The 25,686-nt window shown below is 62.1% G+C and carries 24 protein-coding genes; 15 read left to right on the top strand and 9 right to left on the bottom strand.

The window, feature by feature from the left end:
- Nucleotides 1-22: 22 nt before the first annotated feature.
- Nucleotides 23-769 carry a helix-turn-helix transcriptional regulator gene (locus D618_RS0106215; protein ID WP_017670635.1) on the bottom strand — a complete coding sequence of 249 codons (747 nt, stop codon included), beginning with the start codon at nt 767-769 and terminating at the stop codon, nt 23-25.
- 84 nt (nt 770-853) lie between these two features.
- On the opposite strand from D618_RS0106215, the gene D618_RS0106210 reads away from it, so the two are divergent.
- The 7 genes from D618_RS0106210 to D618_RS0106180 all read left to right on the top strand — a co-directional run bounded on the left by D618_RS0106210 (nt 854) and on the right by D618_RS0106180 (nt 10,655).
- Nucleotides 854-1,813, top strand: coding sequence for an MBL fold metallo-hydrolase (locus D618_RS0106210; RefSeq protein WP_017670634.1), 960 nt, complete (start codon nt 854-856; stop codon nt 1,811-1,813).
- 10 nt (nt 1,814-1,823) lie between these two features.
- On the top strand, nt 1,824-3,407 hold the full coding sequence (locus D618_RS0106205) for an FAD-dependent oxidoreductase (protein ID WP_040370327.1): 1,584 nt from the start codon (nt 1,824-1,826) through the stop codon (nt 3,405-3,407).
- Complete coding sequence (locus D618_RS0106200) at nt 3,404-3,598, top strand: DUF2783 domain-containing protein (protein WP_017670632.1); 195 nt, start codon at nt 3,404-3,406, stop codon at nt 3,596-3,598. The genes D618_RS0106205 and D618_RS0106200 overlap by 4 nt, the downstream gene beginning before the upstream one ends.
- A gap of 72 nt (nt 3,599-3,670) precedes the next feature.
- The gene (locus D618_RS0106195) at nt 3,671-4,633 is read left to right on the top strand and encodes a helix-turn-helix domain-containing protein (RefSeq protein WP_193746685.1); all 963 of its coding nucleotides are present in this window, start codon (nt 3,671-3,673) and stop codon (nt 4,631-4,633) included.
- A gap of 79 nt (nt 4,634-4,712) precedes the next feature.
- Nucleotides 4,713-7,094 carry a TonB-dependent receptor gene (locus D618_RS0106190; protein WP_017670630.1) on the top strand — a complete coding sequence of 794 codons (2,382 nt, stop codon included), beginning with the start codon at nt 4,713-4,715 and terminating at the stop codon, nt 7,092-7,094.
- Nucleotides 7,095-7,126: 32 nt separating this feature from the next.
- Nucleotides 7,127-9,184, top strand: a complete 2,058-nt coding sequence (locus D618_RS0106185) for a PQQ-dependent dehydrogenase, methanol/ethanol family (protein ID WP_238550600.1) — start codon at nt 7,127-7,129, stop codon at nt 9,182-9,184.
- Between the two features lie 16 nt (nt 9,185-9,200).
- A complete protein-coding gene (locus D618_RS0106180; protein ID WP_017670628.1) occupies nt 9,201-10,655 on the top strand; it encodes an aldehyde dehydrogenase family protein in 1,455 nt (484 codons plus the stop codon).
- A gap of 208 nt (nt 10,656-10,863) precedes the next feature.
- Here D618_RS0106180 and D618_RS0106175 read toward each other — a convergent pair whose 3' ends face one another.
- On the bottom strand, nt 10,864-11,298 hold the full coding sequence (locus D618_RS0106175; RefSeq protein WP_017670627.1) for a MarR family transcriptional regulator: 435 nt from the start codon (nt 11,296-11,298) through the stop codon (nt 10,864-10,866).
- A gap of 148 nt (nt 11,299-11,446) precedes the next feature.
- Between D618_RS0106175 and D618_RS0106170 the strand changes: the two genes are divergently transcribed.
- From D618_RS0106170 to D618_RS0106135, 8 genes are all read left to right on the top strand, one after another.
- Nucleotides 11,447-12,283 (top strand): p-hydroxycinnamoyl CoA hydratase/lyase, encoded by an 837-nt coding sequence (locus tag D618_RS0106170; protein ID WP_017670626.1) that lies wholly within the window; start codon nt 11,447-11,449, stop codon nt 12,281-12,283.
- A gap of 230 nt (nt 12,284-12,513) precedes the next feature.
- Nucleotides 12,514-13,197 (top strand): TetR family transcriptional regulator, encoded by a 684-nt coding sequence (locus tag D618_RS0106165; RefSeq protein WP_193746684.1) that lies wholly within the window; start codon nt 12,514-12,516, stop codon nt 13,195-13,197.
- 257 nt (nt 13,198-13,454) lie between these two features.
- Nucleotides 13,455-14,093: an RraA family protein gene (locus D618_RS0106160; protein ID WP_026091363.1), complete on the top strand. Its 639-nt coding sequence runs from the start codon at nt 13,455-13,457 to the stop codon at nt 14,091-14,093.
- Between the two features lie 74 nt (nt 14,094-14,167).
- Nucleotides 14,168-15,154: an extradiol ring-cleavage dioxygenase gene (locus D618_RS17820; RefSeq protein WP_193746683.1), complete on the top strand. Its 987-nt coding sequence runs from the start codon at nt 14,168-14,170 to the stop codon at nt 15,152-15,154.
- A 1-nt stretch (nt 15,155) separates the two neighbouring features.
- A complete protein-coding gene (locus tag D618_RS0106150) occupies nt 15,156-15,548 on the top strand; it encodes a RidA family protein (RefSeq protein ID WP_017670622.1) in 393 nt (130 codons plus the stop codon).
- 17 nt (nt 15,549-15,565) lie between these two features.
- Entirely contained in the window at nt 15,566-16,876 is a 1,311-nt protein-coding gene (locus D618_RS0106145; RefSeq protein ID WP_017670621.1) for an aromatic ring-hydroxylating dioxygenase subunit alpha, read from the top strand.
- A complete protein-coding gene (locus D618_RS0106140) occupies nt 16,873-17,532 on the top strand; it encodes a hypothetical protein (RefSeq protein WP_017670620.1) in 660 nt (219 codons plus the stop codon). The genes D618_RS0106145 and D618_RS0106140 overlap by 4 nt, the downstream gene beginning before the upstream one ends.
- Nucleotides 17,529-18,188, top strand: coding sequence for an RraA family protein (locus D618_RS0106135; RefSeq protein WP_017670619.1), 660 nt, complete (start codon nt 17,529-17,531; stop codon nt 18,186-18,188). The genes D618_RS0106140 and D618_RS0106135 overlap by 4 nt, the downstream gene beginning before the upstream one ends.
- A 69-nt stretch (nt 18,189-18,257) precedes the next feature.
- Here the strand turns inward: D618_RS0106135 and D618_RS0106130 are convergent, their stop codons facing one another.
- From D618_RS0106130 to D618_RS0106100, 7 genes are all read right to left on the bottom strand, one after another.
- Nucleotides 18,258-18,692 carry a GFA family protein gene (locus tag D618_RS0106130; protein WP_017670618.1) on the bottom strand — a complete coding sequence of 145 codons (435 nt, stop codon included), beginning with the start codon at nt 18,690-18,692 and terminating at the stop codon, nt 18,258-18,260.
- A 45-nt stretch (nt 18,693-18,737) separates the two neighbouring features.
- Nucleotides 18,738-20,618, bottom strand: a complete 1,881-nt coding sequence (locus tag D618_RS0106125; RefSeq protein WP_026091362.1) for an AMP-binding protein — start codon at nt 20,616-20,618, stop codon at nt 18,738-18,740.
- 119 nt (nt 20,619-20,737) lie between these two features.
- Complete coding sequence (locus tag D618_RS0106120; RefSeq protein WP_238550599.1) at nt 20,738-21,553, bottom strand: class II aldolase/adducin family protein; 816 nt, start codon at nt 21,551-21,553, stop codon at nt 20,738-20,740.
- Between the two features lie 11 nt (nt 21,554-21,564).
- Complete coding sequence (locus D618_RS0106115) at nt 21,565-22,086, bottom strand: aromatic-ring-hydroxylating dioxygenase subunit beta (protein WP_017670615.1); 522 nt, start codon at nt 22,084-22,086, stop codon at nt 21,565-21,567.
- Nucleotides 22,083-23,444 carry a Rieske 2Fe-2S domain-containing protein gene (locus D618_RS17815; RefSeq protein WP_017670614.1) on the bottom strand — a complete coding sequence of 454 codons (1,362 nt, stop codon included), beginning with the start codon at nt 23,442-23,444 and terminating at the stop codon, nt 22,083-22,085. Before D618_RS17815 ends, D618_RS0106115 begins: the two co-directional genes overlap by 4 nt.
- Nucleotides 23,445-23,492: 48 nt before the next feature.
- The gene (locus D618_RS0106105) at nt 23,493-24,269 is read right to left on the bottom strand and encodes an IclR family transcriptional regulator (protein ID WP_017670613.1); all 777 of its coding nucleotides are present in this window, start codon (nt 24,267-24,269) and stop codon (nt 23,493-23,495) included.
- Between the two features lie 71 nt (nt 24,270-24,340).
- Nucleotides 24,341-25,612 carry an MFS transporter gene (locus D618_RS0106100; protein WP_193746682.1) on the bottom strand — a complete coding sequence of 424 codons (1,272 nt, stop codon included), beginning with the start codon at nt 25,610-25,612 and terminating at the stop codon, nt 24,341-24,343.
- Nucleotides 25,613-25,686: the final 74 nt, after the last annotated feature.

The following is a 25,686-nucleotide window of genomic DNA, read 5'->3' as shown; positions in this document are numbered from 1 at the left end:
ATTGAGTTGGCTTTACAATGCCTTATGAGAACAGTCGGTTGCTGATCACATACGGCAAAAACTCATTTGCACTCGATATCCCATATCGACGGTAGGCTCTTTGCCGGTACGTCCGAACAGTGTTGATGCCTATGCCCAGGTCGCTTTCAATTGCACGAGCATCCAGACCGGCAAGCGTGCGCGCGCAGACCTGCTGCTCGCGTGGCGTCAGTTCGGGGGCGACACGACCCAAGCGGGTTTCATAAGTGGCTATGGCGTCGATACCGGTGGCCAGCGGCAGGGTGTGCGACATCATGATCGAGAGGCCATATCCCGACAGCTGAAGCAGGGCCTGGCGCTCCTCCTCCCGGTTGAGGATACGCGCGTAGAAATTGATCACGTACCACCCTTCGGCCGAGTGCCAACCGAAGAAGTATTTGGCCTTGAACGCAGGCATATCGAAGCACAGCTGACGATAATCGCTCAGGGCAATGTCGTTTGCCAGGATCACCGTGGCCGAGCCCTGGCCGATCGGGGTCTTGGCCCGTTCGAATGTTACAGGATCGAAATGGTGGAAACGGGTTGCGTAAAGGTTGGCGCGATCATCGGCACCATCGAGCGCGCTCGATGAGGCGAAGCTGATCGGCCGCTCGCCGGTGCGCTGCACGAACCCGAAAATTTCGTCCACTCTCGCCAAGCCTTGCGCCTTTTCGAGCAATGCCAGGCCAAAACCTTCGATCTCTGCTGCCTTCTGCAGCGAAATGGCGATTTCGGGATCGATCAGCCGCATGTCCTCAACCTTAATGACAAGCGCATCGCGCCGCAGGGATATCCAGTCGACACAACAAAGCAGAAATTCACAGAGAGGCAAGTCATGGCAAAACCCTTCGCATCATCCGCCGACCTCGCACCCAAGGTCGAAACGCTCAATGTGATCGCGGACGGCGTTTATGCCCTTACCGCCGAGGGCGATCCCAATGTAGGTGCAATCGAGGGCGAGGATTTTCTGGTGTGCTTCGAAGCCCGCGCAACGCCTGCTGCCGCGCGGGATTGGCTGGTCAAGTTGCGCAAGCACACCGACAAGCCGGTGCGCTATCTGGTGCTGACCCACTACCACGCTGTGCGCGTGCTGGGCGCCAGTGCCTTTGATGCCGAGCACATCATCATGTCGCAGACCAGCGCAAGGCTGATCGAGGAGCGCGGCATGCAGGATTGGGACAGCGAATATGGCCGGATGCCGCGTCTGTTCAAGCAGCCAGAAGAGATTCCCGGGCTGACCCGCCCGACGCAGACCTTTGCCGACAGCCATGTCATCGAGCTCGGCGGAAACAGGGGGCGAATCGACCTTCAATTTTGTGGTCGCGGCCACACTGCGGGGGATATCATCGCTTGGCACGACAAGACCAAGACGATGTTCGCAGGTGACCTCGTGGAGGCGCAGGCGGCGCTGTATACCGGCGATGCTTTCCACATGGACTGGTCGACCGGAACGCTGGACCGGCTCAAGGCCTATCGTGCCGAACACCTTGTCGGTGGACGCGGACCGGTGGCGATCGGCACCGACGCCACCGATGCGGCGATCGAGCAGACGCGCGGATTTCTGTTGGGGATGATCGAGCACGTAGGCGCAGCGCATCGCAGCGGAGGAACTCTGAAGGATGCTTTCGAGGCGACCTACAGAGCTTTGGCGCCGAAGTTCGGCCATTGGCCTATCTTTGAGCATTGTCTGCCGTTCAACGTGCAGCGTCTGTGGGACGAGATGGACGGCATCGACTGGCCACGCATCTGGACCATGGAACGCGACCGCGAGGTCTGGGCGCAGTTGCAGGGCTGAAGGCACGATCATGGCTAATCGAACCGATATTCCGGTGTGGCATGACATCGGCGCCAGCCCCCTGCCATCATCACCCAACGACGATGCCCCCGTGACGATCGTCGGCGGCGGCCCGGTGGGCCTGACCCTGGCACTGGATCTGGGCCAGCGCGGCCATAGGGTCGTCGTGCTGAACCGGCTGGATTTCGTGGCTGGCGGATCAAAGGCAATCTGTTTTGCCAAGCGCACGCTCGATATCTGGGACCGGTTGGGCGTGGGCGAAGCGATGGTCGCCAAGGGCGTGGTCTGGGATACAGGCAAAGTCTTCTGGGGAGCGGATAGCGAACCTGTCTACCAGTTCGATATGCTGCCGGTGAAGAACCAGAAGATGCCGGGCTTCATCAACCTGCAGCAATATCATGCCGAAATGATCCTGATCGATGCGTTGGCGGTCTTGCCCAATGTGGAGCTCCGCTGGGGGCACTGGGTTACCGATCTCAGCGTACGCAATGACGCGGTTGATGTGGAGGTGGGCACCGATGCGGGCGCCTATACCCTGCACACCGAGTGGCTCGTCGCGTGTGACGGGCACAGATCGACGGTGCGAGACCGCATGGGCCTCGATTTCGAGGGACGGGTGTTCGAGGACAATTTCCTGATCGCCGACATTCGCATGACCCAGGCCCGGCCCTCCGAACGATGGTTCTGGTTTGACCCGCCTTTCAATCCGGGCAAATCGGCGCTGCTGCACAAGCAACCCGATGATGTCTGGCGGCTCGATTTTCAGCTCGGTTGGGACATCGATCGCGAAGCCTGCATCAGACCCGAAAATGTCGAACCGCTGGTCCGCGCCATGCTGGGCGATGACGTTCAGTTCACGCCGGAGTGGTACAGCGTCTATACCTTCCAGTGCCGCAGAATGGCGCGCTTCGTTCATGACCGTGTGATCTTTGCAGGCGATTCCGCGCATCTTGTTTCACCCTTCGGCGCACGTGGCTGCAATGGCGGTGTGGCAGATGCCGACAATCTGGGCTGGAAACTCGATGCCGTGCTGACCGGTGCCGCAGGGCCTGACCTGCTGGAAAGCTATAACAGCGAAGCTATTGCCACGGCCGATGAGAATATCCTCAATTCGTCCCGCTCAACCGATTTCATGGCACCGGCATCCAGCATCGCAATGGCGTTCCGCGATGCAGTGCTGGAATTGGCGTCCGAACATGCCTTTGCCCGGCCCTTTGTGAATTCTGGGCGGTTGTCCACCGCCGTCCATTACCCGCAATCGGCGCTGAGCACGCCGGATGCCGCGAACGAGAACTGGCAGGGCATATCCGCAGGGTGCCCCGGTCTGGATGCTCCGATGGGCGATGGCTGGCTGCTGAACCGGGTGGGCGGGGGGTTCAAGCTCCTCAGCCACGGCGCGCTCCCAACAGTCGAAGCCAGCGACATCGAGGTGATCGATGTTGCGCATTCACCGCTGGCCATCGAGCGGTACGACCTGACGCCGGGCGCTGCCGTGCTGATGCGCCCCGACCAATATGTAGCAGCGCGCTTTCGCGCACCGACCGCTCGGGGGATCGCGACGGCGAAGGCACGCGCGACTGGATTTGCCGTATGAGCGCGCTTGTCACGACCCCCAACATCGCCGCGCCGGATGATATCTATGCGCTGGTGCTCGCCGCCCATGCCGGCCGGAGCGAGGCGGAAAGTGTGAAGATCAACGCCAAACTGGTCCTGTTGCTGGCCAATCATATCGGCGACCCCAAAGTCATCCAGGAGGCCTTGGCTATCGCCATCAATGCAAAATAGCCGAAAACACGACTGAGATCGCGCAGCAAGCGCGGCCGGTAATAAAAATGGAGGGAAATATTGATGAACAGCATGGCTGAATTGCGTAGCTATCACGTACACTCTGACCAGTGTGGGTACCGTGATACATGGACCGATGTCCTGACGACGGAATTTGCAGGCAAGCAGTTCACACCGCTCGAGATCGACAATTTCACCGCATCGATCCGCTGCTTTTCCGTCGATGGAAGCCTGATGCTTGCCCACGCCCGGTCAAGCGCGGCCCGGATCAACCACGACCAGGACCATCTTGTAAAACAGGACAAGCGCGAGTTCATCATCCATTATCAGATGAGCGGTACCAGCCTCAACATCCAGGCCGGGCGCGAGGCGCTGCTGCAGCCGGGCGACTTCACCTTCTGCGATACCGGACGCCCCTATGCGATCCAGTTCGATGCGCCGACTGACGTGCTGGTGCTGCGGCTGAGGCAGGACCGTCTCGTCAACCGGCTGGGCAGCCTTGACGATCTGGTCGCAATCCCGGTGTCATCCCGCAATCCGGGTGCAGCGCTATTTTCCAATTTCATCGAGACGTTCTGGGACCGGGCCGAGGCGGGTGCTTGGCAGGATGTCGACCACAGCCTCGAAGACGCGATGATCTCGCTCTTGCAGCTCGCCTATCGACCGGTGATCGCCGAGCAGCTCGCCGACCGGTCGCTGCACGCCCGGCACTGGACCACTGCGGTGCGCTTCATTGAAGATCATCTGACGCATCCCGATCTCAACTTGTCAGCGCTGGCCAATCAAATGCGGGTCTCGCCGCGCTATGTGCAGGCGCTGTTCGCGCAGCGCGGCGAAACGCTGACCAGTCATGTCCAGGCGCAACGGCTGGACTGCGCCGCCCGGTTGCTGACCAACCCTGGCTACCGCCACGAGAGCATTTTGGGCATCTGCCTGGACAGCGGCTTCAATGACCTGAGCTATTTCACCCGCCAGTTCAGAAAACGCTTCGGCATGCCGCCTGCGCGGTACCGCTGCGCGCATCTGTCACAATGATTTGCGCGTCGCTCCAAGCGATGACGCCAGCGATTTCATAGCACCCAATCAACAAGCCAAAAATTCGGGGGAGGACAAGATGAAGAGTCTATTCAAGACGTCGGTGCGCTGCGCACTGCTGGGCACGGCCTGTGCAGCGATAGTGGCACCGGCCTGTGCGCAGGATGCCGATCAAGGCGCATCGGGCCTGAGTGAAATCGTCGTCACGGCGCGCAAGACATCCGAAAACCTGCAGGAAGTGCCGATCTCCATCACGGCCGTCTCGGCAGAAAATCTTGAGCAGCGCGGCATCACCAACGTGTCGCAGATTGCCGATTTCGCACCCAATGTCACTCTTGACGGGTCTGCTCCGATCTCGGGATCGTCCAGTGCGCTGGTCGCCTACATCCGCGGCATCGGCCAGTCCGACTATGCCATGAACTTCGAACCAGGCGTCGGCCTGTACGTCGATGGAGTGTATATCGCCCGCAATGTGGGTGGTGTGATGGATCTGCTCGATCTTGACCGCATCGAAATTCTCAAGGGTCCGCAGGGCACGCTGTTCGGGCGCAACACGATCGGCGGTGCGATCAGCCTGGTGACGAAGAGGCCGAGCAAGGACTTCGGTGCCCGGCTGGAAGCGACAACCGGCCGTTACAACCGCCTCGACCTTCGTGGCTCGATGAACATTCCGCTGGCCGAAACGCTGTTTGCGTCGGTCTCTTTCTCGACCAAGAACCGCGACGGCTTCGTCCAGCGCATTCCCTTTCCGGGCGTGCTGCCCGCCGATCAGGCCAACTTCCGCAGCATTGACAACGGCATTCTGAACGGGCTGCCCAGCGGGAATGATCTGGGCAATGAAAACTCGGACACCATCCGCGCCAACCTGCTGTGGGAGCCGGGCAGTGATACCGAGGTCCGGCTGATTGCGGATTACACCCGCACGCGCGAAAATGCCGCGCCATCGACGCTGGTCACCACCACGGGCCAGGGCATTTCGGGCCTGTACAATGCCTGTGTTGCCGGCGCGCCGCTACCGGTGTGCGGATCGATCACCAACGGCCTGCTGGGCGGGCAGATCAACCCGCAGTTCACGTCGCGCACGCCCTATGACAACCGCTTTGTCACCCCGGACCGGTACACGACATACGGCAATTCGATCGCAGGGACGAAGCTCGACGTCTGGGGCATCAGCCTCGACGTGAACCACGACCTGTCAGATGCCTTCTCGCTGCGATCGATCACCGCCTATCGCAAGATGACCTCGATCTTCGGCGAGGACGCAGATATGTCGCCACTGGTCATCGATCATCACGGCTTCCAGCTCAACCAGGATCAGTTCAGCCAGGAGCTGCAGCTGACCTATGACAGCGACAACTTCAAATGGCTCGCCGGCCTGTACTATTTCAACGAAGCGGGCGAGAACAACGATCTCGTGCCTTTGGGCGGCGGGCTGTTCCAGGTGTTCGGCCCCAACGACATCCGCAACAAAAGCTATGCGGCGTTTACCGAGGGCACGTTCAACTTCACCGAACGCCTGAGCGCCAACTTCGGCGTGCGCTACACCGCAGAGCGCAAGCGCTTTGTCGGCGGCCAGCGCGACCTCAATGATCTGAGCTTCAAGCTGGGTGTTCCGCTGGCGGCCTTCCCCGTGCCCAGCGACACCACCATCCTCTTTCCGCCCGGGGTCAACCGGCAGTCCTTCAACGACGTGTCGATCCGTGGTGGGGTGCAATACAAGCTGACGGACGACATCTTCACCTATGTCTCCTATTCCGAAGGCTTCAAGGCGGGTGGATGGGATACGCGTCTGACCGGTCCCGAGCTTGTCGCCCCGTCGTTCCAGCCGGAAACCGCGCGTTCCTGGGAAGCCGGTGTCAAATCGGAATTCGCAAACCGTTCGGTGCGGTTCAACATCGCGGCCTTCTCGACCGACTATCGCAACCTGCAGCTGGTCGTGCAGCGGGGCATCTCGCCGCTGACGACCAATGCCGGATCTTCCAAGATCAGGGGGGTAGAGGTCGATCTCGCATGGGCCGTGACCCCGTCGTTCCAGCTGAGTGCCAGCTATGGCTATATCGATGCCAAATACACCCGGCTTGATGCACGCGCCAATGCGGCGGGCATCTTCCTGACCAATCAGTTCGTCAACACGCCTGAAAACACCTTCTCGCTGGCTGCGGATTATCGACTGGAACTGTCCGGCACCAGCTTCATGGCGTTCCACCTGGATTACAGCTGGCGTGACGACACTTTCAACGACGCGGTGAATACGCCGCAGTTGGTGCAGGAAGACTATGGCATTGCCAACGCCACGGTCCGTTATAGCCATGACGACCGCTGGTACCTGGGCGGCGGCGTGACCAACCTGCTGGACAAGCGCTATATCGTGTCCGGGTTCAACCAGCCTGGTGTCGGCTTCATCTATGAAACCCATGCCCGTCCGCGCGAATGGTATCTGCAGATCGGATACAATTTCTGATGAGGGCAGGGCAGGGAATTGCGGCGGCGCTGTTGGGCCTCTTGTTGTCGGGCACTGCGGCCTGCAGTGACCTGCCCGCCGGTCAGTCGGTCTTGGCAGAGGGGGCCGAAGGCGAATGGGCACGCCATGGCCGTACCCTGGCTGAAGACCGCTTCAGTCCGCTCACCGCCATCAACGACAAGACGGTGAGCGGACTGAAACTGGCCTGGTATCACGACCTTGATGTCAATCGCGGACAGGAAGCGACGCCGATCATGGTCGGCGGCATCCTGTACACCACCTCCGCCTGGTCAAAGGTGCAGGCGTTTGAAGCCGCGACCGGCAAGCTGCTGTGGCAATATGACCCCAAGGTGCCCGGCGCAGCTGCGGTCAAGGGCTGCTGCGATGTCGTCAACCGCGGCGTTGCTATCGAGAATGGCACATTGTTCTCGGCCAGTTTCGACGGCCGTCTGTTCGCTCTCGATGCGAAAACCGGCAAATTGCTGTGGGAGACCATGACGGTTGACCCGGAACGCAACTATACCATCACCGGCGCGCCGCGGCTTGTTGCCGGCAAGGTGCTGATCGGCAACGGCGGCGGCGAATTCGGGGTGCGCGGCTATGTCAGCGCCTATGACATGGCCACCGGCAAGCTGGCGTGGCGGTTCTATACCGTACCCGGCAAGGCGGGTGTGCGCGATGGCGCTGCATCCGATGCCATTTTCGAGAAGATGGCCGGCAAGACCTGGTCGGGCAAGCCGGATGAAGTCGGCGGCGGCGGCACGGTCTGGGATTCGATGGCGTACGATCCTGATCTCAACCTCGTCTATATCGGCGTCGGCAATGGATCGCCCTGGAACCCCGCCATTCGGTCTCCCGGCGGCGGCGACAACCTGTTCCTGTCATCCATCGTCGCTCTGCGTCCCGATACGGGCGAATATGTCTGGCACTACCAGACCACGCCCGGCGACCAGTGGGATTACACCGCAACACAGCACATGATCCTTGCCGACCTCAAGATCGAGGGCAAGCTGCGCAAGGTGCTGATGCAGGCACCAAAGAACGGCTATTTCTACGTGCTCGACCGCGAGACTGGCAAACTGCTGTCGGCCAACAATTACGTGCCGGTCAACTGGTCGAGCGGAGTTGACCTCAAGACCGGGCGGCCAAAGGTAAATCCTGCTGCCCGCTATCACCGCGTCAAGCAGCCCTGGGTGGGTATGCCTGGCTTCCTTGGCGGGCATAACTGGCACCCCATGGCGTTCAGCCCCCAGACCGGGCTGGTCTATATTCCCGCGCAGGAGGTGGGCGCGCCTTACGTGCCCGATCAGCAGTTCAGCTGGCGCAAACAGTCGGTCAACCTGGGTCTGGACCTTGAGAAGATGGGACCGCCGGTGACCGATGAAGCGGCGATGGCCCAGATCAAGGCGAGCCTCAAGGGACGGATCATCGCCTGGGACCCGGTTGCGGGCAAGGAACGCTGGCGCGTCGAACACGTCGGCCCGTGGAACGGTGGTTTGCTGGCCACCGCCGGCAATCTGGTTTTCCAGGGCACGTCCGCTGGTGATTTTGTCGCTTATGATGCGCGGAACGGCAAGAAACTGTGGAGCTTTCCTGCCCAGGCCGGGATCATCGCACCGCCAGTGACTTATGCGATCGGCGACCGGCAAATGGTGTCGGTCGTGGTCGGCTGGGGTGGCATCTATCCGCTGCTGCTGGGTCATCTGGCGAAAAAGAGCAACGACCGACCCAATCGTGCCCGCGTGCTGACATTTGCGCTTGATGGCACGGCGAGCCTGCCTGCGCTGCCCAACACCACCGGCCGTCCGCCGTCTCCGCCTGCACGCTTCGGCACGGCGGCGCAGATTGCGACCGGGCGGACGGTCTATGCCCGCAGCTGCTCGGGTTGCCATGGAGATGGCGTCGTCTCTGGCGGCGTGCTCCCCGAACTGCGCTGGTCCAGCACGATCGGCGACCGACAGGCGTGGCTCTCCGTGGTCCGCGACGGAGTACTGATGCAGAACGGCATGGTCTCATTCAGTCGGGATCTGACCGAAGCGCAGATGGAGTCCGTCCGCGCCTATGTTGTCGAACGTGCGAACGGATTTTGAAGGGAAACATGACCCAATGACTACACGGACTGAAGCCTCGGCCTATTGCGACGGTGGATATATCTCGCTTAACAGTGCAGACCGGCTGCCGGTATACGACCCGGCAACCGGCGAAGCTTTCGATTGCGCTGCTGATGCCGACGCTGCCGATGTCGACCGCGTGGTCGCTGCTGCCGTCCGTGCGCACCGAGACGGACGCTGGCGCAGCCTGCGCCCAGCTGAACGCGAGCGCATCCTTTTTCGCTTCGCGATGCTGATTGACGAGCATGGCGAAGAGCTGGCGCAGCTGGAAACCCGCGAACAGGGCAAGTCGATCAATGTCTCGCGGATGCTGGGCGCCGGCGCTGGGGCGGAATGGATGCAGTTTGCCGCCGGGCTTGCCACCAAGATCAGTGGTCGCAGTTTTGATACTTCGCTACCCGGAGGTCCGACGCACTGGACCACATTCACCCGGCGCGAGCCGATCGGGCCGGTCGCCGGCATCGTGCCGTGGAATTTCCCCACGCTGATCGCCATCTGGAAGATCGCACCGGCGCTCGCCGCCGGGTGTACCCTGGTCCTCAAGCCATCAGAAACCACGCCGCTGACCGCATTCCGCCTCGCCGAACTTGCCACCCAGGCCGGCGTGCCGGACGGCGTGTTTAATGTCATCACTGGCCGCGGCGCGGTTGCCGGGCAGGCGCTCTCAGTGCATCCCGATATCGCCAAAATCTCGTTCACCGGGTCGATCGCCACCGGTAAGCGCATAGGCAGGCTGGCGATGGACCGGATGGCGCGCACAACGCTGGAACTGGGCGGCAAGAACCCCGCGATCATTGCTGCTGACGCCGATCTGGACAAGGTCGTGCAGGGCATGGGGCTGGGCGCATTTCTCAATCAGGGGCAGGTGTGCGCCTCGGCATCGCGCATCTTTGTCGATACGACGCTATATCGTCCGCTGACTGAAATGCTGGAGGCAATGATCCAGGCTATGCCGGTTGGTCCTGGCAGCAATCCGGCGGCGACAGTCAATCCGCTCGCCAGTCGCCAGCACCAGGCGCGCGTCCGGGCCTTTCTGGCCGATGCCAGCGCGAAGGGCGCGACCTTGGTCGCGGGCGCGCGCGTTCCCGATACTGGATTTTATGTCGAGCCGACGCTGGTTCTTGACCCCGCTGATGATATCGACCTGGCCAGGCAGGAGGTCTTCGGGCCGGTGCTGGCAATCACGCCGGTGGCCTCGCTCGATGAAGCTGTGGCCCGTGCCAATGCCGGCGTCACCGGCCTGGCCGCCAGTCTGTGGACGAGCGACCTCACCACGGCGATGCAGACCATCCCTCGGATTGAAGCGGGCACGGTTTGGGTCAACACGCATGTGCTGATTGATCCTGCGATGCCGTTTGGCGGCTACAAGCAATCGGGAATCGGTCGCGATTTCGGCGTCGACTGGCTGGATCCCTATCTTGAAACAAAGTCAGTGTGCATCGCGCACTAAATCCTGCCCGCGATTGACTGACCATGCCAAAACAGAGGCTCCGTCCCTGCACGGGCAGGTGGTCGGCCAGCTTCAGTTGAATCCGTCATTTATGGATTTCCTGCTCTGTCCTGCATTTGCGGGATATTGCGCGTGACAAAGCCCAAACATCAGCTTGCTTGGAGAAACCCTTGCCGCAGGCCGTTGGCCGCGTCGTCATGCCGGATGGCTAATCGCTTCGGCGCTGCGCGATCTGCTTGAGCTTGGCCTGCATCTGTTCGAGCAGCGGTTCGGGCAGGTCTGCAGCGATCTCGTTCTCGAACTGCTGGACGATCTCAAATGCTTGTTTTGCTGTCCGTTTGCCGGCCGCCGTCAGAACAAGGCCCTGAGAGCGCCCTTCGGTCCGGCCGCGAGCGACCAGACCCCGGGCGGTGAGCCGGGCGATCATCGGCGCCATGTTGGCGCTCTTGATGCCCAGCTCGCGGCCCAGCGTGCTCTGCGAGATATTCTCGTTGGCACCGATCAGAACGACGACCGTGGCCTCCACAATCGAAAGCTCCACATCGCCCAGCCGCCGCCCCAGGTCAGCCATCAGTGCGCTTGTAGCACGGCGCAGCCAATAGCCCAGCGCATTGCCCAGAGGATGGTGGGTCTTCGATGTCATGATGCTGCGGTAGCTGAAAAAACGGCCCTTTGCAAAATGATATATGCTATATAGTATAGTAACGTGGTCGCAAGGGGCCACGGGCTGCTGGCCGCGGGCGCGTCCCGCACCGGCAAGCCTGTCAAAAGTGAGCAGAAAGGACCGAATTATGGTGGAAGTATCTCCCAAAGGCACCGTCGCCTATGAGGTGGTGGACCGGATTGCATGGGTGCGGTTCAACCGCCCCGACAAGCGCAACTGCATGTCGCCCACGCTCAACCGCGAAATGAAGGATGTGCTCGACAGGCTCGAATTTGACCCAGAAGTCGGCGTTCTCGTCCTGTCGGGCGAAGGCACCTCCTGGTCGGCAGGCATGGACCTTCAGGAGTATTTCCGTGATGTGGAGAAAGAGGGGCTTGCCGGTGTCCGCAAGGCGCAGCGCGAATCCTATGGCTGGTGGCGTCGCCTGCGCTGGTACCAGAAGCCGACGATCGCCATGGTCAACGGCTGGTGCTTTGGCGGTGGCTATGGCCCATTGCTCGGCTGCGATCTGGCGTTTGCAGCCAACGAGGCTCAGTTCGGCCTGTCTGAAATCAACTGGGGCATCCTGCCCGGCGGCGGCGCTACCAAGGTGGCGGCAGAGCTGCTCTCGTTCCGCCGTTCGATGTACCATGCCATGACCGGCGAAATGGTTGATGGCGCCAAGGCTGCCGAATGGGGCCTGGTAAACGAGAGCGCACCGCTGGCGCAACTGAAGGATCGGGTGACACAGGTGGCCAACATCCTGCTCGGCAAGAACCCGGTCGCGCTGAAGGCCACCAAGGATGCGATGCGTCGCGTGCGCGAGATGACCTACGACAATGCGGAAGACTATCTGCTGCGCGCGCAGGAAGCGGCGTTCTATTATGACGGCGAAGGTCGCAAGGAAGGTCTGCGGCAGTTCCTTGACGAAAAGAGCTACAAGCCCGGCCTTGGGGCCTATGACCTGAACAAGACAAAGGTCTGAACCTGCCCGGACGGTGCAGCGCCACCCGGATCGCATGAGGCGGTCGGGTGGTGCCGCATCGCCCCAATGATTCCGGTAGCCCTGTAAATGCCGAAGGTTCTCCAGACCCGTTCGGCGGCTTTCGCGTGTCAAACTGGCCATTCCCGATGAATGCCGATAGGGACTGGTTTTGAACAGCGATGCAGGTTAGCAGGCCTTAAAGGGATCGTTTGATAGGGTTAAGGTGATTGGTGAAGCGCGAAATCGGCGAAATATGGGGCGAAGAGGCCTCTGACAAGGACGAGGTGGTGCACGTGCGCCGCCGACAGGGCCGCTCGATCGAGAAGCGCAACCGCATCCTGGCCGCTGCGGCGCAGGAATTTGCCGAGCGCGGGTTTGACGGTGCCTCCACCCGCTCGATTGCCGAGCGTGCCGGTCTGCGCCACGCGCTGGTGATCTATCATTTCGAAACCAAGCTGGGAATCTGGCAAGCGGTGATGCATTACGTCATCAACTGGTACCAGGAGGCGTTTACCCAGCGGCTTGCGGGCCTGCACGGCGTGGATGATGTCACCAAGCTGAGGCTGCTGCAGGCGGATTTTATCCGCATCGGGGCCCAGCATCCCGAGCTTCACTGGCTGATGTCACACGAGGCCGGACACGGAGGCGAGCGCCTCGACTGGTTGCTGGAAAACGTCCTCAAGGACAGCTTCAGACTTTTTATCGACCTGATTACCGCAGCTCAGGATGCAGGTCGCTATATCAAGGGCGATCCAACCCATCTGCATTATCTGTTTCTCGGCGCAGCGGCCCGCATCTTCATGCTCGCCTCTGAAGTCGAGGCGATGACCGGACGCTCGCCTTTCACCCCCGAATTCGTCGAAGAGCATGTCGAGATGTGCCAGGCCCTGTTTTTTCGCGATCCGGTGAACTGATCGGATCGTGATCCGGTGAGCGGCACGGCCCTATTCGGGCAGCCGACCGGATAGTGGCAGAGTTTTTTCAAATATCATGAATCGAGCATCGCTGTGCCTGTGGCGCAGGCGCGCGTCCGTGCGCGCCATCGGCTGCGTTGTGTGCGGCCAGCTGGCAAGTCTATCATCTCGGCAAAGATACTCCTTGCTAAACCATCCGTATGATTAGTATAGAGGCTGACAAGTAGAACGACAGGTTAATTTAAGGGGCGGATAGCGTGACGGAACCGGACATCGGCCAGGCTGATTCCATGGATTTGCTGGCAAGAGCCAGGCGATTGAGCTCTGCCACCCTGCACGAAGCCTCTGGCCGCCGAGGCGCGCTGCCGGGCTGGCTGAAGCCACTGGCTCCCACCATGCATATGGCAGGCCGCGCGCTGCCAATACGGTGCCCGGCGGGCGACAATCTGTGGATCCATCATGCGCTGGTCGAGGCTTCCAGCGACGATGTGCTGGTGGTCGATACCGCAGAGGGCACTGATTTCGGCTATTGGGGTGAGATCATGGCCACCGCAGCGCAGGTGCGCGGCGTGGCCGGACTGGTCATCACCGGCGGTGTCCGCGACAGCCTGCGCCTGGTGGAGATGGGACTGCCCACCTTCTGCCGTACGGTCACCATTCTGGGCACGGGCAAGAACCACAAGGGCGATGGCGCGGTCGGCGATCCGGTTCGCATTGGCGAGGTCGTGGTGCGCAAGGGCGATCTGGTGGTGGGGGATGCCGACGGGCTCGTCTGCTTTCCGGCTGCCGAAGCGGCTGCCGTGATCGAGGCATCGGAAAAGCGCGACCTGGCCGAGGTCGAGATCATGAACAAGCTTCGGGCCGGCGCAACAACGCTGGACGTCTACAAATTCTAGGAGGAATGGGATGATGGTAAAGGCAGGAGCCTTGGGGCGGTGCGCCAATGCGGCGCGCCACGGGATACCGATGCGTGGCTGAAATAGTCCTGGCGATCGGAACGTCGCACACACCTATCCTCACCCTGCCTGGCAGCGAATGGCACAACCGGGCTGCAGCCGACTTGCGCAATCCCCGGCTGACGCTGGAAGATGGCACGGTCCTCAATTACGAGGAGCTGGTCGCCCGCAATGGCGAGCCCTATGGCGATGTCGCCACGGTTCCCATGTTCAACCAGATCGCCTATCGGTGCCAGCAGCACCTGGACCGGCTGGCCGCCGAGATCGAACGGGCGGCACCCGACATCGTGATCGTCATCGGCGATGACCAGAGCGAGCTCTATCGTCCCGGCAACATGCCTGCCATCGCCATCTACTGGGGGCAGGATGTCGTCACCCACAGCTATGATGACGAGATCCCGGACTGGATGAAGACCGTCGCCAAGGGCTATGCCATGGACGAGACGCACGTCTTTCCGGGGCACCCCGACTTTGCGTTGGAACTGATCCACGGCCTGATGGACCGCGATGTCGATCTTGCCGTGTGCAACGAGGTCAAGGACCCTCAAAACGCCGGGTTCGGCCATGCCTTCGGCTTCCCGGTCGAGCGCCTGTTCGGCGAGCGGTCGATCCCGATCATTCCGGTTCTGCTCAATACCTATTATCCGCCCAACGTGATGTCGGCGGCGCGCTGCCATGATGTGGGCGAAGCCCTGCGGCAGGTCATCGAGCAGTCGCCTTCGGATTATCGCGTGGCGGTTCTCGCATCGGGCGGGCTCAGCCACTTTGTGGTCGAAGAAGGGCTCGACCGCAGGCTGATGGACAATCTTTCAGGCGGACGCGACATCCTGCGGAGCATCCCGCGTGAGGCGCTGCTGGAAGGCTCGTCCGAAATCCTCAACTGGATCATGACCGCAGGCGTCGCATCGGGGCTGGCGCTGCAATGGTCGGCCTATGAACCCATTCGCCGGACACCGGCAGGCACCGGCATTGGCGTTGCCTTCGCTTACTGGAGCAAATGACATGGCAAAACGGATCAGCATCGACGTAGAAGGCTATCACCACGGCGGCCTGCCCATCCCGGCAGCATCGCGCGTCGGCCCGCTGGTAATGACGGGCGGGGTCAGCGGGATCGATCCCGAAACCCGCGCGCTTCCCGATGACCTGGACGAGCAGGCACGGCTGATGTTCTGGAACCTGGAACGCATCATGACGGCGGCTGGCGGCAGCATGGACAGCATCGTGCGGATGACGGTTTATGTCAAAGTGCCCGAAGCGCGGCAGGCGGTGAACCGGCAGTGGCTGGTGGCCTTTCCCGACGAGGCATCGCGACCGGCCCGTCATACGCTGGTGAACGAAGCGCTGCCCGCCAACATGCTGGTCCAGTGCGATGCGACCGCATTCGTCGGTGATTGAGCAGGCAGGAGGGTGCGATGCTGACACAGGAACAGAATGAACTGCTGACGCGCGTGGGGCAGGACACGCCGATGGGCGATTATCTGCGCCGCTATTGGCACCCGGTCGCCGGGGTCAGCGAATTTGCCGACAAGCCCGTCAAGCCCGTCCGGCTGTTTGGCGAGGACCTGGTGCTGTACAAGGATCTGTCGGGACAGTTCGGGCTGATCGAACGCCAGTGCCCCCACCGGCGCGCGGACCTTGCCTATGGCATGGTCGAAGAGAAGGGGCTGCGCTGCAACTACCACGGCTGGTGCTTCGATCACAGCGGTGCATGCACCCAGCAGCCGTTCGAGGACGTTGCGCGCGGCGGCAAGGGCGGACGGGGCAGTGTGAAGGCCAAGGCCTATCCGGTCGAGGTCAAGGCAGGCATGCTGTGGGCCTATATGGGGCCGCAGCCCGCGCCGCTCGTGCCGGACTGGGCGCCATTCGGCTGGGAGAACGGCTTCAGCCAGGTGGTGATTTCGCAGGTGCCCTGCAACTGGCTGCAGTGTCAGGAAAACTCGATCGATCCGGTGCATTTCGAGTGGATGCACGAGAACTGGGGAATGCGTCTTCAGGGCCATCACGGCGAGTACAGCCCTCGCCACCTCAAGCTCGACTTTGACGAGTTCGATTACGGCTTCGTCTATCGGCGGATCAAGGAGGACACCGACGAGAACCACGAGAACTGGACCATCGGCCGCGTGTTCCTGTGGCCCAATGCCTTTTTCCTGACCGAGCATTTCGAGTGGCGGGTGCCGATCGATGACGAGAACACGTTGAGCGTTACATGGAAGTTCACCCGCGTCCCGCGCGAGCAGGAACCCTATGTGCAGGAGCACATCCCCACCTGGCATGGTCCGGTGTTCGATGAGCAGGGCAACTGGATCACCTCGCATGTGATGAACCAGGATTTCCTGGCATGGGCGGGGCAGGGACGTATCACCGACCGCACCCGTGAAAATCTGGGCCTCAGCGACAAGGGGATCGTCATGGTCCGGCGGCGCTTCTTCGATGAACTTGAACGCGTGTCAAACGGCCAGGAGCCCAAGGGACTGATCCGCGATCCGGCGGCCAATACCGGTGTCGATCTGCCGATGATGACGCTGGGCATGATGCGCGATGGCGTCACCAAGGCACAGATCCTCGCCGACCCCAGGCTTCGGATGCTGTTCACGACCTATGTGTTCCAGGCTGGCCAACCGGACGATGTCAAAGCGCAATTCGAGGCGGCGATGGGGCTTGAAGCCACGTCGTTCGAATCCTTCTCGCTGCGCGCAGCGCTCGACAACAGGAAATCAGCATGACCACGATCATTGCCCGCCTGCTGAAGCTGGACACCCCCACGGTGTCGGATGCGCTCGACAAGCTCGGGCTTGCAGGCGCCGTGTTCGGCATCGCACCGATGACCGTGCGCCGCCGCATCTGCGGCCCTGCGCTTACCGTCAAGCTCGGCGCGCCGATGCCCGGTCTGCCCAAGCGGCACCTGGGCGCAGGCGCCATCATGTCCGCCCAAGGTGGCGAGATCATCGTGGTCGAGCATCGCGGCCGCACGGATGTCTCGGGCTGGGGAGGCCTGCTCTCGCGCGGGGCCATCGCCAAACAGATTGCCGGTGTCGTCATCGACGGCGCATTCCGTGACATCGATGAAGCCACCGATCTGGGCTTCCCGATCTACGGCCGTGCAGCCGTGCCCGTCACCGCCCGTGGCCGGGTTGCGGAACACGCGTTCAACGAACCGGTGACGATCGCGGGGATTGCCGTCAGGCCGGGTGACATCGTCATGGCCGACTCAAGCGGCGTGGTGTTTATCGACCACACCCGCGGCGAGGAAATCGTTGCCGTGGCGGAACAGATTTTCGCCCGCGAGCAGCTGATGACCCGCGACATCGAAGCAGGCCGCCCGCTGGGCGACGTGCTCGGCGCGGACTATGAGGACATGTTGAAGAAGGACGGCAAATGACCGACGAAGACTTGGCACGGCGGCTGGCCGCTGCTGGAACCACTGCACTTTCCGATGCGCTCGACAGGTTGAAGATCGATGGCCAGGCGCTCGGAATCATGCCGGTTGTCCGCACCATGCGCTTTGCCGGGCGGGCGTTCACCATCCGCATGGTGCCGGTCGGGCAGAGCGGAGGCTCTGTGGGTGACTATATCGATGATGTCGAACCCGGCCAGGTTGTCGTGATCGACAATGATGGCAGGATGGATGCGACCGTGTGGGGCGATATTCTGACCTGGGTGGCCAGCGAAAAGGGCATCGCCGGGACCGTGATCGACGGCGTTTGCCGCGATTCCGATCGTTGCGTCGAGCTGTCCTATCCGGTGTTTGCGCGCGGTAACACCATGCGCACCGGCAAGGACAGGGTCACCGCGATTGCTTATGACATCCCGGTGCAGATCGGCGGTGTTCGTGTCGATCCCGGCGACTGGTTGGCAGGCGATGCCGATGGCGTGGTCGCCATTCCTGCTGACCGTGCGCTAGAGGTCCTGATGCTGGCCGAACAGATCGAAGCCGTGGAGGATCAGATCCGGGCCGCGGTGAAGGCGGGCAAGCGGCTGGACACCGCACGCGCCGAACTGGGCTATCACGCTCTCCAGACGCCCGAAAACGCCTGACGGAGCACAGTCCGGTCTGCACGGATTTACCGGCAGACCGGCCCGATGGTTGGAACATTACCGGTGACTTCAGACCGGCAGCGGCGGCATCGTCTCGAAGCGGGGCAGGGCGGGGTCGAACCGGTCCCAGCTCACGGCGTCCCTGGTATAGATCACACTTTGCGGGCTGATGCTGTTGGGGTCGTCCAGCGTCCCGGACTGCACCATGACCACGTCGGGCAGCAGGCCGCCTCCGGTATACAGGCGGCTGCCGCACGTGCCGCAGAAATGGCGGGTCACATCATGCCCCGATTCCCCTGCAACGGTGAAGGTGCGCGGGCTGCCCTCCACCTGAAGCTGGTGATCGCGGATGGCGATGATCGTGGTATGGCCGGTGCCCGTCGCCTTCTGGCAATCGCGGCAGCAGCATTGCGCGACCGCCATCAAGGGACCGTCGAAGCGATAGCGTATCGCGCCGCACAGACAGCCGCCTTCAAAGTTCGCGGCTGAATCATTCTCGCTCATTTCCTATCTCCCTTCTGATGCTGTTCCGGGGGGGGAGCCGCTATCTCAGCGATCAAGTACCAGCAGCGTTGATGCAGGTTGTGCGGCGTACAAGGCGGCCACTGAATCTGCGCGGCGCCGACGGACCAGCGCCTGGTTGATGGTGCCCTTGTCGGTGATCTCGCCGCTCTCGAGGCACGGTGGCTCATCCAGCAGCATCACCCGGCAAAGCCGCTCGCTTGATGCCGTGTGGCTGGCGTTGAACCTGGCCAGCGCTCCGGAAAGGTCTGCGCGGACCTGAAGGTTTGCGTTGATCGCAGCGCGGTCGGCCGGGTCGAGGGCTGCCAGCCTGCCGCACCACATCGGGTTCAGCCAGACCAGCGCCGTCACATACGCCTCGCCCTCGCCGCACAGCACGATATCCTGGATAAGGGGGCCGGCCTGCGCCATGATCTCGGCGCGCAACGGCCCCACTTTCACGAAAATGCCGGTCTGAAGCTTGAACTCTTCGGTCAGACGTCCGGCAAATGCCAGCCCCTGCTGAATGTCATCTGGATCGACAAAGCTTGCGGCATCGCCTGACCGGTACCAGCCGTCATCATCGAACGCCGCGGCGGTCGCGACAGGGTTCGCGTGATAGCCCGGGAAAATACCGATACCGCGCTGGCGCACTTCGTATCGCCCATCGCCGACGGGCACCAGCTTCAGCTCAACGCCCGGCTGAGGCAGTCCGATCAGGCCCGAGGATGCCGTCGGCCAGTGGACAAAAGACCCGGCAGCCGCTGTTTCTGTGGACCCGAAGCCGCTGGTGATCGGCAGGCGATAACCGCAATGGGCCACGCTCAAGGCCTGGAGACGTTCAGACACGTCATCGGGCAAGCGCGCCGATGCGTAGCTGATGTAGTCGACGGTGTTGAAGAACCGCGCCGCCAGCGTGGCATCGGCCTCCATCGCGCTGACCAGCGCTGCAAAGCCAGCGGGCACATTAGCATAGCCGGTCGGCAAGACCTCGCGCAGGTTGCGGATCGTGCGCGCCATGCCGTCGGGGCTCGGGCGGCCGTCATCGATATAGAAGGTGCCACCGACGATCAGCGTCAGCATCAGGTTGGTGACGCCGAAAACATGACTCCACGGTGCCCAGTCGAGCCTGACCATCGGCTTGGTCTCATCCACGCCGGTGACCTGCAACAGCGATTCCGCAGCGTCCACCATGGCGCGCTGGGTGTGAATGACCGCCTTGGGTAGACCGGTCGATCCCGATGTGAACATCAGCCGTGCAGGAGCCAGCGGGTCGATGGCATGACGCGAAGCCGATACCCTTTCGCCCGGGTTCCCGCGCAGCATGGCGAGCGTCTCTGCCTGGGGCCAGGCTTCGCCGCCGGTCCTGGTGAACACCTGCATGCCGAAATCGGCCAGCGAGCGGAGTGCATCACCAAACCGGTCCACGCTATCTGCGAAGATGAAGGTCGGCTGGGCCGTCTCGATCAGGCCGCGCAGCCGCGCATGGTCGTTGCCTGGCATGGCATACGCTGCGGAAAGGGGGACGACGGTGATCCTGGCCTGCATTGCCGCCAGCATGATCAGCGCATAGTCGATGGAATTGTCACCCAGCAGCGCCAGGCGGGCATCATTTGCCGGATGATCACCCAGCCGCACCAGCAGGCCTTCGGTCAGCGCATCGACCTGCTGCCGGGCATCGGCAAATGTGATGCTGGACCAGCCTTCGCCATAGGCGCGACGCTCGGCGAGCCAGGTGGCGTCTGGCCGGTGGTCTGCATGGTGGTGCAGGTAATCCAGCAGATGATTGCGGCACGGCCTGAGCGGGGTGCGCGAGCGCAGAAAGATTGTCCCGTCCGCCTCTTGCACGCAGTCGATATCGCGCGGCATGAAGTTGACCGGCTTCAAAGCGGCGGGACATGCCTGTCCCGCCTGGGCTATCGTTGTCATGGCGTTGGCCTCTCCTCGCCAGCAAATTGCCAGCGGGGACAGGCGTGTCAAGTAATTAAATCATGCGGACAGTTTAAGGGCACAAGACTGATCATATAGTCAGATAATTAGATCGCTTCTCAGTTCCTGAAATCGGGTCCGAGCCGATCTGCCAGACGCATCATCGCAGACCAGTCGCGCGAGAAATCCGATCCGACCGAGTCCACCACGGCCGAGCAGGCCTGGATCGATTCGTCGGAAATCATCCGCACGCGTCCGCCACCGGCCAGGGCCGCGATCTGGATCTCGCACGCCCGTTCCAGCGTGTTGAGATAATAAAAGGCCTCTCCGGCATTTCGTCCGGCAGCGAGCAGGCCATGGTTGCGCAGGATCATGACGCGCTTGTCGCCCAGATCGGCCACCAGCCGCTCCTGCTCTGCTTCGTTCACGGCGATGCCTTCGAACTCGTGATAGGCGAGCCGCCCCATGAAGATTGCGGCGTGCTGGCTGATCGGCAGAAGGCCATGCTCCTGCGCCGAAACGCCCGCACCGGCCCGGGTGTGGGTGTGGATCACGCAGGCCACATCATGACGGGCGGCATGGATCGCGCCATGGATGACGAAGCCGGCGCGGTTGATGCCCAGGCCCGTCGGGTCATCCAGAACCGTGCCGTGCACATCGATCTTGACCAGCGATGATGCGGTGATTTCCTCATACAACAGACCAAAGGCGTTGATCAGGAAGGTATGCTCGCCGGGCACCCGCATCGAGATATGCGTGTAGATGGTGTCGGTCCATTTGTAATGGGCAACCAGCCGGTAGAGCGCAGCCAGTTCGACGCGCGCCTCCCATTCCTCAGCGCTGACCCTGCTGCGCACATCGGCGCTGCTGCGGTCCTGTCCGCCCTGCTGCATAGGGCTGGCGGTCATGGCGTCTGATCTGTGTTCGTTCAGCATGCTGCTCTCCTTCAAATGGTATAAATATCCACCGACGCGGGCAGATAATCGTTCATGATCAATATCTTCTTCTCGGCAATCATTGGCCCATCCGGCCCCGCCACCAGGCTGTGGCGATAGGTGCCGAACAGCACTGTGGTTTCCTTGCGGCGCGGATTGAAGCTGTGCACCACCACATTGGAATGGATGACATGCGGGGCCTGCATATCCACCCTGATGTTGGTGATGCTGTGCACGGTGCGGTGCAGCGGCACGGACGCCGGCGACTGTCCCGAACGCAGCCGCCAGACGCGCTCCTCAAGACGTTTCCTGCTGGCGTAGAAGATCAGCGACAACTGGCTTTCCGGATCGGTAGTGGGCGTGGAATAATCGTCCCAGCTGGGCACCCAGAAACGGGCATCATCGACGAAGAGTGCCAGCCAGTCATCCCAGCGCTGCTCATCCAGGCATGCTGCCTCTTCGATGATCAGGCGTTCGGCGGAGGATGGGGCGATCACGGCTCCGGGCGCTGCGGTCAGAGTCTGGCTGCTCACGCCGTCACCGTCTGGCGTACCGTCTGGCCGGTCAGCCGATCGCGCCATGCCCGATAATAATTGTGCATCAGCGTCTCATCCCACATCGAAGGTCCGCCCCGCGTCGACCAGAGCGGCGCTATGCCCAGTTCGGCGGTTTCTTCGGTTGGTCCGTCAAGCTGCTTCGTCACCCCGCGCTCATAGGACTGCCACAGGTCGTGCGCGCCGGTATCGGCCACCTGACAATCCTGATAGACGCACAGATCGTCGGGCGTCGCCATGCCGCTGGGCATGAAGAAGTCCTCATACTGCCGAAGGCGTTGAGCGCGGGCGCGCGGAGCCTCCCCCTGCGGTCCGACGCACCAGGTCGCCATCTCGGTCTTGCCCGCGGCAAGCGGTCGCAACACCCGGATCTGGCTGGAAAAATTGTCGACAAACTGAAGGTTCGGGAAGATCGATACATTGCGGCCATAGAACATCCATTTCGCTCTGACCGGTCCAAGCCGTTTGACCAGCTCCTCGCGCTTGTCGAATAGTGGATGCCCCGGACTGGGCAGGCCCGCCGCCCAGGTGGCCGTGTGGCCATGGGCAAAGCTGAAGCTGCCCGCCCGCGCCGCGCTGGCCTTTTCGTCCAGCATCGCCATGGTGCGCTCCCAGATGCCGCCCGTTTCCTTGTCGATGTTTTCGCGCGCCCGGTCCTGCGCGACCTTGAGATAGGTGGGGTGAACCGACGTCACATGATAGGCGTCCGAGCAGTTCTCGAGCTGGTGCTTCCAGTTGCCGTCATAGGTAAAGGTCGATTGACCCGGGACCAGCTCCAGCCCGTCCGGACTTTGGTCCTCGCACAGGTCGATGAACACCTTTGCATCGCCCAGATAGTCCTCAAGGCTGGGAACGTCGGGTGTCAGGCTGCCAAACAGGAAACCGCGATAGGCCCCGAAGCGAGCGATCGGCACAAGGTCCTGTCGTGTCGCCAGAAACGCATCGGAATAGGCACCGTCACTTTTTGCCTTGATAGCCCGGTTGGCGCCATCGCTGCCGAAGGACCAGCTGTGATAGGGGCAGACATGCAGCTTGCTGTTGCCGCGATCCAGCGCGCAGACCATCGCCCCCTTGTGCGGGCAGGCGTTGTGAAAGGCGCGCAGGGTGCCGTCCTGTCCGCGCATGATCACCACCGGCCTGCGGCCTGCGTTGACCGTCACATAATCATTGGCCGCACGCAGCTGCGAGCTGTGGGCCAGATAGATCCATCCGCTTTCGAAAAGTGTCTCAAGCTCGGCAAGGTGCACATCCGGGTCCGAGAAAATATCGCGGCGTACGCGCAATGCACCGTGCTGCCCCTGATCGTCGACCAGTCGATCCCAACTTGCCAGCATCATCCGCTCCGTTTATCGTATAGCGACAGAGTATATCGCTATACGATAAAGTCAAGCAGGGGCGATGGGGGGGCCTGTATAACCCATCTGCGCCGACACGGATTGCGCCGCCCGGACGAGTGCCTGCAGCAGCAAGTCCCCGTTTTCATGATAATGCAGCGAAAACCCGAGCATGCCGATGGCTCCGACGGCGCACCCCTGATGATCGAACACGGGCGCGGCAATGCTGAACGCCGCATTCGGCAGATCCGTGCCGTAATGGTCATAGCCCCGCTGCCGGATAGCGGCGAGTCGCTCTGCCAGTTCATCATGCGTGGCGATCGGATCAGGAAAACGGTCGTCGGGCTGGCTTGCAAGCTCCAGATCGGCCCGCGGCTCGGAAAAAGCGAGAATGGCACGGCCGCAGGCGGATCCGCTGAGCGAGAATGTCATGCCGGGCGCCATGGTCAGACGGGGCGAACCTGCGCTTTCGAATGACAGCCAGACGGTTGCGCTGGTGTGCTGCGGCCTCGCAAGATACACCGCCTGACCGGTGTCGTCATGCAATCTGCGAAGGGCCGGTATCGCCACCCTGCCGACCTCATGCTGGTTTGCGGCCTGTGTTGCCAGTCGTACAAGCCCGATGCCCAGCCGATAGACCGGATCGTTTCCAGTGCGCTCGATGAGCTCCAGTTCGACAAGGGTGCCCAGGTGGCGGAGCACCCGCGACGGCGTCATGTCGAGGTGTCGCGCCAGTTCGCTCAGCGAACAGCCGCCGGGCCGGGCGGCGAGCGCATCGAGAATCTGGTGCGCGGTGACGACGGATTGGACGCGTTGAAGATTGTCCATGGTGCCTCTTGTGTCTTGATGATGCCCAGCGTCATGCCGCCAAGGTCCGTCCAACACCAGAGCCGAGTTGATCAGCCAGCCGGGATGGCCAGGCGCCGCCCCGCCAGCCAGAAAAACACCAGCGAGCCGATACCCGTCACGACCGCAAGCGCAGACATTGCAATGTCGAACCGGGGGATCGGTCCGATGGCATTGGCCAGATACGCTACGGTGATTGGCCCCAGCCCCAGACCAAGGCTGGACGAGACGAGCAGCGTCCCCGCCACCAGCGTCGCTCGCACGCTGTCAGGGGCGAGCCGCTGCATCGACACGAACACCGTGGCGTTGGTGCCCATCAGCGCAAAGGCTCCTAAAAAATAGGCGGCCAGCAGCATGGACACACTGGACGAAAGCGGACCCAGCGCAAAACTGACCGTGCCGACGGCGACAATCAGCATCGGCAGTCTGGTCAGTGCACTGGTCGTTCCCCGATCGTACAAGCGCATGACAGGCAAGGGCACCAGAAACGTCCCCAGCACCGCCCCCAGTGCGCCGACCAGTCCCAGCGAGATTCCCGCCTGGCTCATTGAAAGACCGTATTTTTCGGTCAGCAGCGTCGGTGCCCATGCCTGATAGGCATAGGGCACCACCTGGCAGATGCCACCGGCCAGCAGCAGCCAGAGAAACATCATCCGCCGTCCGCGCAACGCCTCCAACGCGCCCACCTTGTGTTCTTCGTCCGCGCGGGCCACCCGTGCAGGCTCTCGCACCACTCCGCCGAAGATCAGGCCGAGCATCAGGCTTGGAATGCCGACCGCAAAAAACACGATCTGCCATGTGCGAAAGCCTCCACCGCCGCCCTGGTCCACCCAGACGCTCATGCTGTCGACCAGAGCGCCGCCGGCAATAAACGCCAGCGCGCCACCCAGCGGCGCAGCTGCGGTGGCGATGGATGCGGCCAGCGGTCGGCGCTGTACGCGGAACAGGTCGTAGATCAGGGAATGCACCGCAGGAAACAGCGCAGCCTCGCCGATCGCCAGCCCGGCGCGCAGCAGCAGGAGCTGCCAGAACGCATTCGCAAAGCCCGAAAGGATGGTGCAGATGCTCCACAGCGTCACCGCTAGCGTGATCAGCCTGATACGGTTGTACCTGTCGGCAATCCGCGCCAGCGGCAGCCCCATCATGCCGTAGAAAACCGCAAATGCGGTCCCGAACAGCAGGCCCAGCTGGACATCGCTCAGATCCAGATCGGCCTTCAACGGCCGGACGAGCAATGCCAGGATCAGCCGATCGATCATCGACATGATGATCAGCAGCGCCATGATCGCCAATACGCCCCAGGGATCGCGCGCCTGAAGCGGCATGGCCTGCGCTGAAGTGGTTTGCTGCCCCTGGGCCATATGTTCCTCGTCCTGGCTGAATGCCCTCTCGCGGGGCT

Source organism: Blastomonas sp. AAP53, assembly GCF_000331245.1.
Lineage (GTDB): Bacteria > Pseudomonadota > Alphaproteobacteria > Sphingomonadales > Sphingomonadaceae > Blastomonas.
This window is presented reverse-complemented; position numbering and strand designations above follow the sequence as displayed.

Coding starts and splice junctions, on each gene's coding strand:
- D618_RS0106215 (WP_017670635.1), bottom strand. CDS start 769: ATGCGGCTGATCGATCCCGAAATCGCCATTTCGCTGCAGAAGGCAGCA.
- D618_RS0106210 (WP_017670634.1), top strand. CDS start 854: ATGGCAAAACCCTTCGCATCATCCGCCGACCTCGCACCCAAGGTCGAA.
- D618_RS0106205 (WP_040370327.1), top strand. CDS start 1,824: ATGGCTAATCGAACCGATATTCCGGTGTGGCATGACATCGGCGCCAGC.
- D618_RS0106200 (WP_017670632.1), top strand. CDS start 3,404: ATGAGCGCGCTTGTCACGACCCCCAACATCGCCGCGCCGGATGATATC.
- D618_RS0106195 (WP_193746685.1), top strand. CDS start 3,671: ATGGCTGAATTGCGTAGCTATCACGTACACTCTGACCAGTGTGGGTAC.
- D618_RS0106190 (WP_017670630.1), top strand. CDS start 4,713: ATGAAGAGTCTATTCAAGACGTCGGTGCGCTGCGCACTGCTGGGCACG.
- D618_RS0106180 (WP_017670628.1), top strand. CDS start 9,201: ATGACTACACGGACTGAAGCCTCGGCCTATTGCGACGGTGGATATATC.
- D618_RS0106175 (WP_017670627.1), bottom strand. CDS start 11,298: ATGACATCGAAGACCCACCATCCTCTGGGCAATGCGCTGGGCTATTGG.
- D618_RS0106170 (WP_017670626.1), top strand. CDS start 11,447: ATGGTGGAAGTATCTCCCAAAGGCACCGTCGCCTATGAGGTGGTGGAC.
- D618_RS0106150 (WP_017670622.1), top strand. CDS start 15,156: ATGGCAAAACGGATCAGCATCGACGTAGAAGGCTATCACCACGGCGGC.
- D618_RS0106145 (WP_017670621.1), top strand. CDS start 15,566: ATGCTGACACAGGAACAGAATGAACTGCTGACGCGCGTGGGGCAGGAC.
- D618_RS0106140 (WP_017670620.1), top strand. CDS start 16,873: ATGACCACGATCATTGCCCGCCTGCTGAAGCTGGACACCCCCACGGTG.
- D618_RS0106135 (WP_017670619.1), top strand. CDS start 17,529: ATGACCGACGAAGACTTGGCACGGCGGCTGGCCGCTGCTGGAACCACT.
- D618_RS0106130 (WP_017670618.1), bottom strand. CDS start 18,692: ATGAGCGAGAATGATTCAGCCGCGAACTTTGAAGGCGGCTGTCTGTGC.
- D618_RS0106125 (WP_026091362.1), bottom strand. CDS start 20,618: ATGACAACGATAGCCCAGGCGGGACAGGCATGTCCCGCCGCTTTGAAG.
- D618_RS0106120 (WP_238550599.1), bottom strand. CDS start 21,553: ATGCTGAACGAACACAGATCAGACGCCATGACCGCCAGCCCTATGCAG.
- D618_RS17815 (WP_017670614.1), bottom strand. CDS start 23,444: ATGATGCTGGCAAGTTGGGATCGACTGGTCGACGATCAGGGGCAGCAC.
- D618_RS0106105 (WP_017670613.1), bottom strand. CDS start 24,269: ATGGACAATCTTCAACGCGTCCAATCCGTCGTCACCGCGCACCAGATT.
- D618_RS0106100 (WP_193746682.1), bottom strand. CDS start 25,612: ATGCCGCTTCAGGCGCGCGATCCCTGGGGCGTATTGGCGATCATGGCG.